This is a genomic window from Bradyrhizobium sp. USDA 241 (genome assembly GCF_049739505.1).
In the GTDB taxonomy this organism is placed as follows: Bacteria; Pseudomonadota; Alphaproteobacteria; order Rhizobiales; family Xanthobacteraceae; genus Bradyrhizobium; species Bradyrhizobium liaoningense.
On record NZ_JBMGPZ010000005.1, the window covers coordinates 2932784 to 2947055 of the forward strand.

Consider the following 14272-nt stretch of genomic DNA (forward strand, 5'->3'; position numbering starts at 1 on the left):
ACACCACCAAAGCCGCAAGTTGTGTCTCCGAAAAGCCACAACGACGCAAAAGGTAATGGTTACTGACTCGTTTTCCCGGCAACCAATACGCGCCCAAAGCAGAAAGGCCGGCGCAAGGCCGGCCTTTGATCTCCAACAATATCAGCGAGATATCAGTACCTCGCGATCATCGGGCCGCCCCAGCGATAGTTCAACCGGATGAGACCGATATCGACGTCCTGGCCGATGCGATTGGAGGCAGTGAAAGCACCGAGCGGAGCAGCGACGAAATTGCCGGATCCGGTGAAGTCGATCGTGCGGTGGCCGAGGAAGATGTGATCGTACTCGAAGCCGACCGACCAGTTCGGCGCGAATCCGAACTCGACGCCCACGCCCACCGTGCCGCCCCAACGGGTCTCGTTGGCCCGGTCGAACTCGAGGCCGGTCGCCACATCGTAGGTCCGATAGCGATCCCCGACGACGGCGGCGCCGCCCTTCACGTAGAGCAATACGTTGTTCCAGGCGTAGCCGATCTGCCCGGTGATCAAACCGAAAGAGTCGATCTTGGACTGTTGCGAAGACCGGACACCGCGCTGATGTTGTCGCCGGTAAAGTCGGCCCAGTTGCCCTGGCCCTCGAAACCGAACACCCAGTTCGTCGACTGCCAGCGGTAGCCGACCTGGCCACCGACGGTGCCGCCGGTCGCATTGTGGCAACCCTCGCCGACCAGAACGCCGGTCGCCGGGGTCACGAAATCCCAGCACTTGCGGCTTGTGCCACCACCGCCGTTGATGCCGATGTAGAAGCCGCTCCAGTCGTAGATGGCGGCAATCGGCGCTGGCGCCTTGGTATAGGGACGGGCGGCAAGATCGGCCGCGCTTGCGGGGGCCGCTAGCCCCAACGCCATTGCACTGATTGCACTAAACAGAATCTTATTCATTGCAGTCTCCCCAGTTTCGTCCGCTTCTCGAGGTCCCCGAAAGCGGCGGATCAGGCGCGACGCCCATATGAACTAATTCCAAGGCAACCATAGCCCAAGAAACGGGCAAAATCCGTCTCCGAAATGCCACAGTCGCGCACCGATTGAAGTCCGCAACTTGATGAAAGTTAAGGGGTTTTCGTCCTTCTCGGGAACCCGGAAAAGTTCCATCGGGTTCCCTTGACTGTCGACCTGTGTCCAGAATCTGTTCTGGCTCTTAGTACGAAAGAACAAATCTGGAACGAAGCCGGCCGCGATGCTATATGTGGGGATAACCGTGGGGGTGGCGGGCTGATCGGTGCCCGCAAGCGTATAGGGTCGCCTCAGCGGGGCGCAGAGGAACGCGGGCAGCGGGATTCGCCCATTTGAAATTCAGTGGCATTCGGAGTGGAGAGCGGCGATGGCGGGAAGCGTCAACAAGGTCATTCTGGTTGGAAATCTCGGCAAGGATCCTGAAATCCGCCGCACCCAGGACGGGCGGCCGATCGCGAATTTGAGCATCGCCACCTCCGAGACATGGCGTGACAAGGCGACCGGCGAGCGCAAGGAGAAGACCGAGTGGCACCGCGTCGTGATCTTCAATGAAGGGCTCTGCAAGGTTGCCGAACAGTATCTGAAGAAGGGCGCGAAGGTTTACATCGAGGGCGCGCTGCAGACCCGCAAATGGACCGACCAGAGCGGCGTCGAGAAGTACTCGACCGAGGTCGTGCTCCAGGGCTTCAACTCGACGCTGACGATGCTCGATGGCCGCGGTGGCGGCGGAGGAGGCGGCAGCTTCGGCGACGAGCCGGGCGGCGATTTCGGCTCCTCCGGTCCCGTCAGCAGCGCACCGCGCCGTCCCGTCGCCGCCAGCGGCGGCCGCAACAGCGACATGGACGACGATATCCCGTTCTGAGGACGAGTATCGAGAAACGCCGCGCGGACGGAGCTTGGCGTTTCGTGTCAGCAATTCTGCTTAATCGATGGAGCGGGCTCGGGTTTTCCGGGCCCGCTTCATGTTCGGCTTGAACTCAAATCGTTCCGACATCGAGGAGATGGCCCGTCGCGGCTCCCGGCTGCTGCGGACGGGCTCGCGGGGCCTCCCTGGCTGCGCGGATTTCGAGGCATGGAGGAGGTTCCGCAAGGCATTTCCGGGGTTGTCCGAGATATCCTGTTCTAAGCCGTAAGCCATTGGAAAAATAAGCGGAAAAAGCGCTTCTCGACCCGCCGCGAGGGTGGTTATCCGCCCCCCGATGCGCTATATGATTCCCAGACAAAATCTCACCGGATTCCCCCTTGGCTGACGACGACAACAAGCCCGGCGACCAGCCGGCGCAACCCTCGGACATTCGCCCCGTCTCCATCTTCGAGGAGATGAAGAAGTCGTACCTCGACTACGCCATGAGCGTGATCGTGGCACGTGCGCTGCCCGATGCGCGCGACGGCCTGAAGCCGGTACATCGCCGCATCCTGTTCTCGATGAACGAGCAGGGGCACACGCCCGACAAGAAGTACGTCAAGTCCGCCCGCGTGGTCGGCGACGTCATCGGTAAGTATCACCCGCACGGCGACCAGTCGATCTACGACGCCATGGTCCGCATGGCGCAGGACTTCTCGATGCGCGTGCCGCTGATCGACGGCCAGGGCAATTTCGGTTCGGTCGACGGCGATCCCCCGGCCGCCTATCGTTACACCGAAGCGCGCCTGACGAAGGCGGCGCTGGCGCTGCTGGCCGACATCGACAAGGACACCGTCGACTTCCAGCCGAACTACGACAACAACGAGACCGAGCCGTCGGTCTTGCCGGCCAAGTTCCCGAACCTTCTCGTCAACGGCGCGGGCGGCATCGCGGTCGGCATGGCAACCAACATCCCGCCGCACAATCTCGGCGAGGTCATCGACGCCTGCGTCGCTCTGATCGACAACCCTGCGCTCACCATCGACGAACTCATCAACATCGTGCCGGGACCTGACTTCCCGACCGGCGGCGTCATTCTCGGCCGCGCGGGCATCCGCGCCGCCTATCACCTCGGCCGCGGCTCGATCGTCATGCGCGGCAAGGTCGCGATCGAGACCATCCGCAAGGAGCGCGAGGCGCTCATCATCACCGAGATTCCGTACCAGGTGAACAAGGCGACGATGGTCGAGCGCATCGCCGAGCTGGTGAAGGAAAAGAAGATCGAGGGCATCGGCGACCTGCGCGATGAATCCGACCGCGAAGGTTACCGCGTCGTCATCGAGTTGAAGCGCGACGCCGTGCCGGATGTGGTGCTGAACCAGCTGTATCGATTCACGCCGCTGCAGACGAGCTTCGGCGTCAACATGGTAGCGCTCGACAGCGGCCGTCCGCGGATCATGCATCTGAAGGACTTGCTGACGATCTTCGTCGACTTCCGTGAGCGGGTCGTCACGCGGCGCACCAAGTACCTGCTCGCCAAGGCGCGCGATCGGGCGCATATCCTGGTCGGTCTCGCGATCGCGGTCGCCAATATCGACGAGATGATCCGCGTCATCCGGAGCTCGCCCGACCCGACTACCGCCCGCGACACCCTGATGTCGCGCGACTGGCCAGCCCGGGACGTCGAGGACATGCTGACGCTGATCGACGATCCGCGTCACCGCATGAGTGCGGATGGCACGATCCGGCTGTCGATGGAACAAGCGAGAGCTATTCTCGATCTGCGCCTTCAGCGCCTTACCGCACTCGGCCGTGACGAAATTCGCGACGAGCTCGACAAGCTCGCCGGCGAGATCGCCGATTATCTCGACATCCTGCGCTCGCGCGAGCGCGTGCTGGGCATCATCAAGACCGAGCTTGCCGAGGTGAAGGCGGAGTTCGCCACGCCACGCCGCACCGTGATCATGGAGCAGGAAGGCGAGGTCGAGGACGAGGACCTGATCCAGCGCGAGGACATGGTCGTCACCGTCTCCCACGCCGGCTACGTCAAGCGCGTGCCGCTGTCGGCCTACCGCGCCCAGCGCCGCGGCGGCAAGGGCCGTTCCGGCATGCAGACCCGCGACGAGGATTTCGTCAGCCGCCTGTTCGTGGCTTCCACGCACACGCCGGTGCTGTTCTTCTCCTCGCGCGGCCAGGTCTACAAGGAAAAGGTCTGGCGGCTGCCGATGGCCGCGCCGAACGCGCGCGGCAAGGCGATGATCAACATCCTGCCGCTGGAGCAGGGCGAGCGCATCACCACCATCATGCCGTTGCCGGAGGATGAATCGACCTGGGGCAATCTCGACGTGATGTTCGCCACCACCGGCGGCAACGTCCGCCGCAACAAGCTGTCCGACTTCGTCGACGTCCGCCGCTCCGGCATCATCGCGATGAAGCTCGACGACAACGAGGCGATCGTCGACGTGCAGATATGCACCGAGCGCGACGACGTGCTCCTGACGGCGGCCGGCGGCCAGTGCATCCGCTTCCCGGTCACCGACGTGCGCGTGTTCACCGGACGCACCTCGATGGGCGTGCGCGGCATCGCGCTTGCCGAGGGCGACAAGGTGATCTCGCTGGCGATCCTGCGCCATGTCGAGTCCACGTCCGACGAGCGCTCGGCGTACCTGAAGATGCGCCGAGCGGTGGCCGGCGAAGCCGCGGCGGAAGAGGTCCCGGCCGATGCCGAGGCCGAGGAGACGTCCGGCAGCTTCCAGCTCTCCCAGGAGCGTTATGCCGAGATGTCGGCGCAGGAGCAGGTCGTGCTGACCGTCTCCGTCAACGGCTACGGCAAGCGGACCTCGTCCTACGAGTACCGCACCACCGGCCGCGGCGGCAAAGGCATCGTCGCCATGAGCGTCAACAACCGCAACGGCAATCTGGTGGCTTCCTTCCCGGTGGAAGATGCCGACCAGATCATGCTGGTCACCGACAAGGGCCAGCTGATCCGCTGCCCGGTCGAAGGCATCCGCATCGCCGGCCGCTCGACCCAGGGCGTGATCGTGTTCGACACGGCCGAGGACGAGCACGTCGTCTCGGTCGAGCACATCACGGAAGAGGCGGAAAGCGGCAACGGCGAGAACGGGAACGGCTCGTAGCTCAAGCAGATCCCGTCAGCTCTCGGTTCCCTGTCGACGGTTGCAATCGACTTGACAGGACCGGCATGGCGCGACGTGCCGGTGTCCGGCCTATGATCGTGGAAGATGCGGCCGGCGCGATGCCTTCCAGCCGAGCACGGCTAGCGGAATCGCCAGTGCTGCCCAGGACAGCGCGTCCCAGCCATCGTCTCCGAACAGCGCTGACGCTAGCCCGACAAGGATGAGCACTCCGAGCAGGAGCGGCCAGCGAAAGATCTCGCCCGTGGTGTGGCGCTTGCGAGTCATGGACGAATTCCGGATGTCGCTGCGACAGGCGGCCGGTCCTGCGCGCGCGTAGTGATCCGAGGCGATTTGCACCTGCCGAGCCAGAGATAGACGCCGCTCGCGAGCACGACGATGGCGGCGAAGTCGAGAAGCGCCCAGATGATCTTGAGCGGCAGGCCGCCGTAATCCCCGAAATGCAGCGGGCGTGACACCTGCTTGCGTCAGGATAAGTCCTGGAAAGGAGGAAGAATGTAGTCTGAAACCTTTCAACGTGACCCAGAGGGTTCGACGCCCTCCCGGCAAAGGCGGAGCCCGCCAGCCGGAAGCGAGTCTTGCATGGGTGACGGCAACGTCACTCGTGAAGCGTAGACAGCGGGTACTGAAGCCCTGTGACCAGCCTCGAAATCACGGTCGTGCTGAAGCCTTCGCCGTGTTGGATCCGGGGGCAGCACTGGGAAAGCCGCTATGGCCAGGCTGACCGGTTCGGCCGGGGTCTCTGAGCAGGGCAAAGGTACGGGATGGGACACCAGGAAACCTGAGAGGTCCCGTTTGTGCCCACATGGGAAAGCCGGCACGGAGCACCGGCCACAGCAACGCTCCAGGCCTGATGACCGACTTGGCGAGCATCGGGAGCGCGCACGCGAACACGAAAACACCAAGGCATGTGGAATCCCGAGGTGAAGACATAAGCCGACGGACGCGCGCGGCGGGGAGTCGTAGCGGCTTCGTAGTACCGAGGAAGGCGGGGAACTGGGCTCACCGGGACCCGCTCGAGGGAAGGGAGCCGTCACGCGTTAAGACCCATTGACGAGAAACACGGGAGGGAACGCTGAGTCCCACGAACCTGTCCACGAAACGACAATGGATAGCCGATCTGGCGAGGAAGAATCCCAAGCGGGTGCTGACCTCGCTGCATCACCTGATCGACTGTGAATGGATGCTCGAGGCCTATCGCCTGACGCGCAAGGATGGCGCGCCCGGCATCGACGGCATGATGGCGACGGACTATGAAGCGAATCTGGAGGCCAATCTCGGTGATCTCCTGGCGCGCATCAAATCCGGACGTTACATCGCGCCGCCGGTGCGACGGCACTACATCCCGAAGGCGGATGGGACCGAACGGCCACTCGGCATCCCGACATTGGAAGACAAGGTGGCACAGCGGGAGAGCTGGCCCCGCAAATTCGGACAGTAGCTTGAGTGGATTTTCTGCCTGACAGCGGCGAGGATTCTTGCTGCGAATCAGGAGCGAAGATGACGAAGAAGAGCCGCCGGACGCATTCTCCGGCATTCAAGGCGAAGGTTGCTTTGGCTGCGGTCAAAGGCGACAAGACACTGGCGGAGCTGGCGCAACTGTTTGATGTTCATCCGAACCAGATCACGATCTGGAAAAACCAGCTCCTGGAAGGCGCCGCCGGCGTGTTTGGGCATGACAAGACATCGGCCGAGACGCCGGTCGATTTGAAGGCGTTACATGCCAAGATCGGCGAGCTGGCGTTGGAAACCCCGTGGGTCGGTCAAAATCCCCCGGGTATGGTCACTTGAAACTCCCCCACCTGATGATCGCCGTCAGCGCCGCTGAACAGCAGTAGCCGGTCAGGCAGGACGTTTATGTTCGACCCCTTTAGCCAGCAAGGGGCCGGGGAGTTGAACGTCTTGAAGCGACATCTGCAAAGCACCGTACTTACATTACTTGATCGCAACACCAGCCAGCGCGAGATTCACCGGCTGACGGGTGTCGATCGCAAGACGATCCGGCGTTATCAGGCGCTGCGGGCCGGTGCGGAGGCAAATTCCCCCGGGGAAGTGACCACCGGCTCGGTGAGCGCGGACGGCCAAATTCCTCCACCCCGACCACCGGCTTTTGGGACATCGGAAGCGACGGTCACCAGCAGCCTGGCCCGTTCGGCTTGCGAAGCGCATCGGACGTGGATCGAAGAACAGGTCCGGCTGAAGCGGAACGCGCAGGCGATTTACCAGGACCTGGTTGATCAATTTGGCTTTCCGTCCAGCTACCAGAGTGTCAAGCGGTTTGTGCGCCGGTTGCGGCACGCTGATCCTGAGCAGTTTGATCGTCTTGAGTTCCTCCCCGGCGAGGAAGCTCAGGTCGACTATGGCGAGGGCGCGCCGACGGTTGATCCGAAGAGCGGGCGGTACCGTCGTCCCCGCCTGTTCGTGATGACGCTACGCTACTCGCGGCGCAGCTTCCGGCGGGTAGTCTGGAAGTCCAGCCAACAAGTCTGGGCGCAGCTCCACGAAGAGGCGTTCCGGTATTTTGGCGGGGTCCCCAGCTATGTCGTGCTCGACAACCTGAAGGAAGGCGTCCTCAAGCCGGATTTGTACGAGCCCCAGCTCAACCCGATTTACAGCGCGATGCTGGCTCATTACGCCGTGGTCGCCGATCCCGCGCGCGTGGCCGATCCAAATCGGAAAGGATGCGTCGAGAATGCGATTCAACATACCCAGGGCACTGCGCTGGCCGGACGGCGCTTCGAGACGCTGGAGGCGCAAAACGAGTTCTTGAGGCACTGGGAGGAGAACTGGGCTTCCAAACGCATCCACGGCAGCACGCGCCGTCAGGTCGAGGCGATGTTCCAGGAAGAGAAGCCGCACCTGCGGCCGCTGCCTGTCGCTCCCTTCCGCATCTTCACCGAAGTCGTCCGGACTGTCTGCGACGACACCACCGTACGCGTCGACAACAGCTATTACGCCGCGCGGCCCGCGCCGATCGGCAGCCAGGTCGTCGTGCGCATCTACACCACCACGATCGAGATCCGTGATCGCCACACCCGTGCGCTGCTGCGTGTTCATTCCCGGATGGCGCACCCCGGTTCTGTCGTCCTGCCGACCAGCGAACGGCCGTTCAACCCGTCGCGGCAAACCGCCGTGCTGCTGGCGAGCGCCGAGCGCATCGGACCGCAGACCAGGGCCTTGTGCCAGCAGGTGTTCGACACCGAAGGGCGCCCCGGACAGCGCGCGATGTGGGGCATTGTCGGGCTGGGCCGGAAGTATCCGGCGCGGCTGGTCGAGCAGGCCTGCGCGCACGCCATCGACAACCGCATCTACCGCTACAAGCACGTGCGTGCGACCGTCGAGCGGTTGTTCGAACAGGCGATCGAGCAGGTTGGAGTGACGCCACAGCCGGCATCGCCGCTCACCCAGGATCATCCGCTGATCCGTACCCCCGCGGAATACGGCGACCTCTTCAGCCGCGCTGTGCGGCGCGACGCCGACGACAATGGTCGGCAGGCCGAGGCTCACGACGATCACGCCACGGCAATCCGCGCTCGTGTCGCCTGCGCAACCCCGGCCAACTCCGGCGCCACGAGCGCTCCCGCTGCACCTTCTCACCTTAAACTGGAGACCTAGCCACATGATGACCATGCCGGAAATTGAGCGTTGCCTACGACAGCTGCGCCTGTCGGGTGTCCGCGACACGCTGCAGACGCGCGTGCTCCAGGCGCAGGGCGCCAACCAGCCCTTCCTCGAGACCTTCTCCCTTATCCTGCAGGATGAACTGGACCGTCGTCAGTCCCGTCTTATCGAGCGGCGATACCAGCAATCCGGGCTCGACGAAAAGCTGACGCTCGCCGAGTTCGACTGGTCCTTCAATCCCAAACTGCCACGTCAGACCTGCTTCCAGCTCCACACCCTGGCGTTCATTGCCGCTGGCGAGAACGCTCTGCTTGTTGGCAAACCTGGCACCGGGAAGTCGCACATCGCCAAGGCGATTGCCTATCAGGCGATCCTGCAAAGCCACAAGGTCCAGTATCTTGAGACCGACGACTTCTTCCACCGCTACGCCCTGAACTCTCCGGCACAACGCGAGGTCCGGCTGCGAACCATCATCGACTGCGATCTCCTCGTGCTGGACGATCTATTCCTCGCACGCGCCATCCCCGACGACGCCGGCACTTTGCTGCAGACCCTGATCCATCAGCGTTACAAACTGCGCCGCAGCGTCATCGTCACCTCCAATCGCGTCGTGCAGGATTGGGGGGCATACCTTGGGGACAACACTATGAGCACGACGATCCTCGATCGCCTTATGCATCATTGCCATCTGCTTGAGTTCGACGGACGCAGCTATCGGCTCAAAGAAGCCGCTGAAGCTCTTGCCCGGGAAACAAACTCAAACTAACAGTCCCTTGTCCTGCCTCGCGGGTGGAGGAATTTGACTGACCACACCCGGAGGAATTTGAAGTGACCCGCGGGGGAAAACGATTTTTTGTCCGGCGCGCTCACCAAGGCGGGCCTGCTGAGCGCAAAGCGATGATCGACCGCGATCATGATCTTTCTATCGTGCGCCAGGCGAAGGTCCTGAAGCTGGCTCGCAGCACGGTCTACTATGAACCTCGGCCAGTTTCGGCCGAGGACCTTGCCTTGATGCGTCGGCTCGATGAGCTGCATCTCGATTATCCCTTCGCGGGAGCGCGTATGCTGCGATCGTTGCTGCGGCGGGAGGGCGTATACGCCGGTCGCCGCCACATCGCGACGCTGATGAAGCGCATGGGGATCGAGGCGGTCTATCGTCGCCCGAACACGAGCAAGCCGGCTCCGGGTCACAAGATCTACCCGTCCTGTTGCGCGGATTGAAGATCGAGCGGCCCGACCATGCGTGGGCAATGGACATCACCTACATTCCGATGCGGCGTGGCTTCGTCTATCTCGCGGCGGTCGTCGATGTGTTCAGCCGACGGGTCCTGGCCCATCGCGTCTCGATCACAATGGAGGCGGCCTTGTGTGTTTCGGCATGGAATAAGGACCCCGTTTTCGGGGTGATCGGCATCCAATCGGGACCCCGGGATAAGGGTCCACAGTGGCTTCCATCGAGTCATGGAAGCCGAGGTTGGGATGCTGGTGGTGGAGACGATTGGTAAGATCCGTCGCGCCTACTTTGTTGATGGTCGTCCGATCAAGGCGATCTGCCGAGAACTTGGCGTATCGCGGAAGGTGGTTCGCAAGGTCATTCGTTCTCAAGCGACGGAGTTCCGGTACGAGCGCGAGACGCAGCCGCTCCCGAAGATGGGTGCCTGGAGTGCCGAGCTTGATCGGTTGCTGGCAGGGAATGAGAGCAAGGCGGCGCGGGAACGGCTGACGCTGATCCGGCTATTCGAGGAGCTTCGCGGCCTGGGTTATGCCGGCGGCTATGATGCGGTTCGTCGATACGCACGACGGTGGAGCAAGGAACGCGGCACCTCGACAGCGTCGGCTTATGTGCCGCTGAGCTTTGCACCCGGCGAAGCTTACCAGTTCGACTGGAGCCACGAGGTCGTCCTGCTGAGCGGCACCACGGTGATGGTGAAGGCTGCTCATGTCCGGCTCTGTCACAGCCGCATGCTGTTCGTGCGGGCCTATCCGCGGGAGACGCAGGAGATGGTGTTCGACGCCCACGACCGGGCATTCGCCTTGTTCAAAGGCACCTGCACCCGCGGCATCTACGACAACATGAAGACCGCGGTGGAGACGATCTTTGTCGGTAAAGGCCGTCTCTACAATCGCCGCTTCCTGCAGATGTGCAGCCACTATCTGGTCGATCCGGTCGCCTGTACGCCAGCGTCGGGCTGGGAGAAGGGGCAAGTCGAGAACCAGGTCGGGCTGGTCCGGGAACGCTTCTTCACGCCGCGGCTGCGGTTCAAAACCCTCGACGAGTTAAACGCCTGGCTGCTCGACAAATGCATCGCCTACGCCAAGGCTCATCGCCATCCGGAGCTGACCGATCAGACGATCTGGGACGTGTTCGAAGCCGAACGCCCCAAACTCGTTCCCTATGCCGGCCGCTTCGACGGCTTCCATGCGGTGACGGCATCGGTCTCGAAGACCTGCCTGGTGCGCTTCGACAACAACAAGTACTCGGTCGCAGCCAGCGCAGTCGGACGACCGGTCGAGGTTCAAGCCTATGCCGATCGCATCGTGATCCGTCAGGATGGACGTATCGTTGCCGAGCACCCGCGATCATTCGGTCGCGGCGAGACGGTCTACGACCCTTGGCACTATGTGCCCGTGCTGGTGCGCAAGCCCGGTGCCTTGCGTAATGGCGCTCCCTTCAAGGACTGGGTGCTGCCCGCAGCGATTGAGCGTGTACGGCGCAAACTCGCCGGTGCCGACGATGGCAATCGACAGATGGTCGACATCCTCAATGCGGTGCTGACAGACGGATTGCCCGCGGTGGAAGCCGCCTGCGCCGAGGCGGTCGCTCATGGCGTTCATTCCGCCGATGTCGTTCTCAATATCCTGGCCCGTCAACGTGAACCCGCCCCACCGGCCAACATCATGACGCCGGCCGCACTGACGCTCCGTCATGCACCGATCGCCGATTGTGCCCGCTACGACAACCTCCGGAGGACCATCTGATGGAACGAACCCAAATCTTCGACCTCATGGGCGAACTCAAGCTCTACGGCATGAAGGCTGCCTTCGACGAGATCATGGCAACTGCCGTTAAGCGCCAGCACGAACCTCAGCGCATTGTCGGCGACCTGCTCAACGCCGAGATCAACGAGAAGCAAGCCAGGTCGATCAAATACCAGCTCACCATTGCCAAGCTGCCGCTCGCCAAGGACATCGCCGACTTCCAGTTCGACGGCACGCCGATCAATCAGACTCTCGTCAATGATCTCGCTGACGGCGGCTTCATCGCCCAACAACGCAACGTCGTGCTGGTTGGCGGCACCGGTACAGGCAAAACACACCTGGCCATTGCCGTCGCCAGAAGTTGCATCCGCAATGGCGCTAGAGGACGCTTCTACAACGTCGTCGACCTCGTCAACCGGCTCGAGACCGAAACCCGCAACGGTCGGCAGGGACGGCTCGCCGAGCATCTGACCCGCATGGACTTCATCGTCCTCGACGAGCTGGGCTATCTGCCGTTCGCGCAATCCGGCGGTCAGCTCTTGTTCCATCTCATCAGTCGGCTCTACGAGCGCACCTCAGTCATTGTCACCACAAATCTTGCGTTCGGCGAATGGCCGAGCGTGTTCGGCGATGCCAAAATGACCACCGCGCTACTCGACCGATTGACCCATCACTGCGACATCGTCGAGACCGGCAACGACAGCTGGCGATTCAAAAGCCGCGACGATGTTCAAACAACCCGCGCTCGCGCCGTCTCCGCAACCCCGACCAGCTCCGACGACCCGAGCGCTACCAGCAGAGCACGCCGATCAAAGGGGTCCCTTTTGGAGGCCGATAGGGGGTCCCAGTCAAACGCCGATTGACAGGCCTTCTGCGTCGAAGCGGTCCAGGAGGCGTTGGCGAAGCACGGCAGGCCCGAGATTTTCAACACGGATCAGGGCAGCCAGTTCACCAGCCTCGAGTTCACCGATGTGCTGCTGGACGCGAAGATCGCCATCAGCATGGACGGCAAGGGCGCCTGGCGCGACAACGTGTTTGTCGAGCGGCTCTGGCGCACGGTCAAATACGAAGAAGTATATCTCCGCGCCTACGACAGCGTGTCCGAGGCGCGAGCGTCAATTGCCAAGTATCTGGCCTTCTACAATCAGAGCTATGCGGGATTTTGGGTGACGAGGCGATCAGGCGGCGTGGTTTTCCGGCACTTGGATGACCTCGATGCCGTTTTCGAATCTGACACCTGCGACGACCTTCGGCAACTGATTTGTGCCTTTCAGCCGCCGCCAGGTCTTTGATGCGGCGCAGAGCAGCTTGAACACCATCAACTTGGCAGTCGTTGACGATAACGAACCTTTCGTGCGCACCGTTCTGTGCCGGACCGTCGCGAACACGCTTTCGATGGGATTCGTCGTCCGCAAGTGGTCCCAATGCTCGGCGGGGAATTCGTAGAACGCAAGCATTGCGTCGCGATCTTTCGTCAGGCACTCGACCGCCTTGTCGTACTTCGCTCCGTATTTCTCGGCAAAGACATCGATCGCCACTTCGGCCGAAGCTCGGTTGGACGCCAAATAGACCTCGCGCAGGTCCTTCTTCATGCTGGCCTGTACCGACACTGCGACTTTGTTCAAGATATTCGCGGTTTTGTGCACCCAGCACCGCTGATGTCGCGTGGCGGGAAAGACCTCGTCGAGCGCCTTCCAGAAGCCGAGCGCGCCGTCACCGACGGCGATTTCCGGGGCGATCTTCAGCCCTCGGGTTTTCGCCTCGACGAGCAGTTCGTGCCAGCTCTGCGTGCTCTCGCGCACGCCGACCTGGAAGCCGATGAGTTCCTTCTTGCCTTCCGGCGTCGCGCCGATCAGCACCAGCATGCATTCGCTGTGGTCTTCCATGCGAGCCTGCAGGAAGACGCCGTCCGCCCACACGTATACGTACCGGCGCGCCGACAGATCGCGCTTCTGCCAACGCTCGTACTCGAGCTGCCACTCCGTCGTCAGTCTGGAAACCACCGCCGGAGAAAGATTCGGCGCATCCTTGCCCAAGAGCGCCGCCAGCGCCTCCTGGAAGTCGCCCGTCGAGATGCCTCGCAGGTACAGAACCGGCAAAAGTGCATCCAAGCTCTTCGTGCGCCGTGCCCACAACGGCAGGATCGCCGAGGTGAAGCGGATCCGCTCGCCATCGCTGGTCACCGCGCGATCGCGAATCTTTACCCGGGCGACTTCGACGGCGCCGATCCCCGTCTGGATCGTCCGCACTGGACCATGGCCGTGTCGCACGAGGCGGTCGCGGCCATCGGGAAGCTTCAAGCCCTTCATCGCGGCGAGAAACGCCTCGGCTTCCATCTCGACAGCCTGCGCAAGCAGCTGCCGAGCTCCAGATCGCAAAATATTCGTCAGTGGATCGTCGATCTCATCGGGCTGACGCAGTGGGACAATGTTGCTATGCTCGTTCATGGCGTATCGCTCTCCTTGAGGTTCTGGCAGGCTCGACACCCGCCTCGATACGCCGCCTATCTCATTCCGTCATCACCCAGTTTCCCGCATAGCTCCTACAATCAGGGACGCCCTCACTCGAGCCTTGACGGGCGCACGCCCGACGAGGCTTACTTCGGCACGCAAGCTATGGTGATGGCCGCATGACCGTCGCCGACGGTTTTGTCGTCGCTCTGGTCGGGCTACGCCCTCCCGA

The 14272-nt window shown here is 62.5% G+C and carries 8 protein-coding genes and 6 pseudogenes; 11 read left to right on the forward strand and 3 right to left on the reverse strand.

The features are described 5' to 3' along the window. Window positions 1-152: 152 nt before the first annotated feature. Window positions 153-919 (reverse strand): annotated as a pseudogene (locus ABIF91_RS36085) (outer membrane protein). Between the two features lie 439 nt (window positions 920-1358). On the opposite strand from ABIF91_RS36085, the gene ABIF91_RS36090 reads away from it, so the two are divergent. Further along, window positions 1359-1853, forward strand: coding sequence for a single-stranded DNA-binding protein (locus ABIF91_RS36090; protein ID WP_028180867.1), 495 nt, complete (start codon window positions 1359-1361; stop codon window positions 1851-1853). Between the two features lie 380 nt (window positions 1854-2233). After that, the gene (gene gyrA / locus ABIF91_RS36095) at window positions 2234-4972 is read left to right on the forward strand and encodes a DNA gyrase subunit A (RefSeq protein WP_028180869.1); all 2739 of its coding nucleotides are present in this window, start codon (window positions 2234-2236) and stop codon (window positions 4970-4972) included. Between the two features lie 281 nt (window positions 4973-5253). Here gyrA and ABIF91_RS36100 read toward each other — a convergent pair. Beyond that, a pseudogene (locus ABIF91_RS36100) lies at window positions 5254-5451 on the reverse strand (PepSY domain-containing protein); the annotation flags it as partial. Window positions 5452-6134: 683 nt separating this feature from the next. Here ABIF91_RS36100 and ABIF91_RS36105 point away from each other — a divergent pair. The 8 genes and pseudogenes from ABIF91_RS36105 to ABIF91_RS36140 all read left to right on the forward strand — a co-directional run. Further along, window positions 6135-6431 (forward strand): hypothetical protein, encoded by a 297-nt coding sequence (locus tag ABIF91_RS36105; RefSeq protein WP_424579678.1) that lies wholly within the window; start codon window positions 6135-6137, stop codon window positions 6429-6431. Window positions 6432-6490: 59 nt separating this feature from the next. Next, window positions 6491-6739: pseudogene (locus ABIF91_RS36110) on the forward strand (transposase); the annotation flags it as partial. A 108-nt stretch (window positions 6740-6847) separates the two neighbouring features. Next, complete coding sequence (gene istA, locus ABIF91_RS36115) at window positions 6848-8605, forward strand: IS21-like element IS1631 family transposase (RefSeq protein WP_100214066.1); 1758 nt, start codon at window positions 6848-6850, stop codon at window positions 8603-8605. A 4-nt stretch (window positions 8606-8609) separates the two neighbouring features. Continuing rightward, window positions 8610-9377, forward strand: coding sequence for an IS21-like element IS1631 family helper ATPase IstB (gene istB / locus ABIF91_RS36120; protein ID WP_038952109.1), 768 nt, complete (start codon window positions 8610-8612; stop codon window positions 9375-9377). 83 nt (window positions 9378-9460) lie between these two features. After that, window positions 9461-9990, forward strand: a pseudogene (locus ABIF91_RS36125) (IS3 family transposase); the annotation flags it as partial. Window positions 9991-10090: 100 nt separating this feature from the next. Further along, window positions 10091-11681 (forward strand): annotated as a pseudogene (istA, locus tag ABIF91_RS36130) (IS21 family transposase). Next, window positions 11590-12453 carry an IS21-like element helper ATPase IstB gene (istB, locus tag ABIF91_RS36135; protein ID WP_038952122.1) on the forward strand — a complete coding sequence of 288 codons (864 nt, stop codon included), beginning with the start codon at window positions 11590-11592 and terminating at the stop codon, window positions 12451-12453. Before istA (ABIF91_RS36130) ends, istB (ABIF91_RS36135) begins: the two are co-directional and overlap by 92 nt. 6 nt (window positions 12454-12459) lie before the next feature. Then, window positions 12460-12735, forward strand: a pseudogene (locus ABIF91_RS36140) (transposase); the annotation flags it as partial. Between the two features lie 33 nt (window positions 12736-12768). On the opposite strand, the gene ABIF91_RS36145 reads toward ABIF91_RS36140, so the two are convergent. Beyond that, window positions 12769-14037 (reverse strand): IS256 family transposase, encoded by a 1269-nt coding sequence (locus ABIF91_RS36145; protein WP_424578651.1) that lies wholly within the window; start codon window positions 14035-14037, stop codon window positions 12769-12771. Here ABIF91_RS36145 and ABIF91_RS36150 point away from each other — a divergent pair. Further along, entirely contained in the window at window positions 14026-14223 is a 198-nt protein-coding gene (locus tag ABIF91_RS36150; protein ID WP_424579869.1) for a hypothetical protein, read from the forward strand. The genes ABIF91_RS36145 and ABIF91_RS36150 overlap by 12 nt on opposite strands. Window positions 14224-14272: the final 49 nt, after the last annotated feature.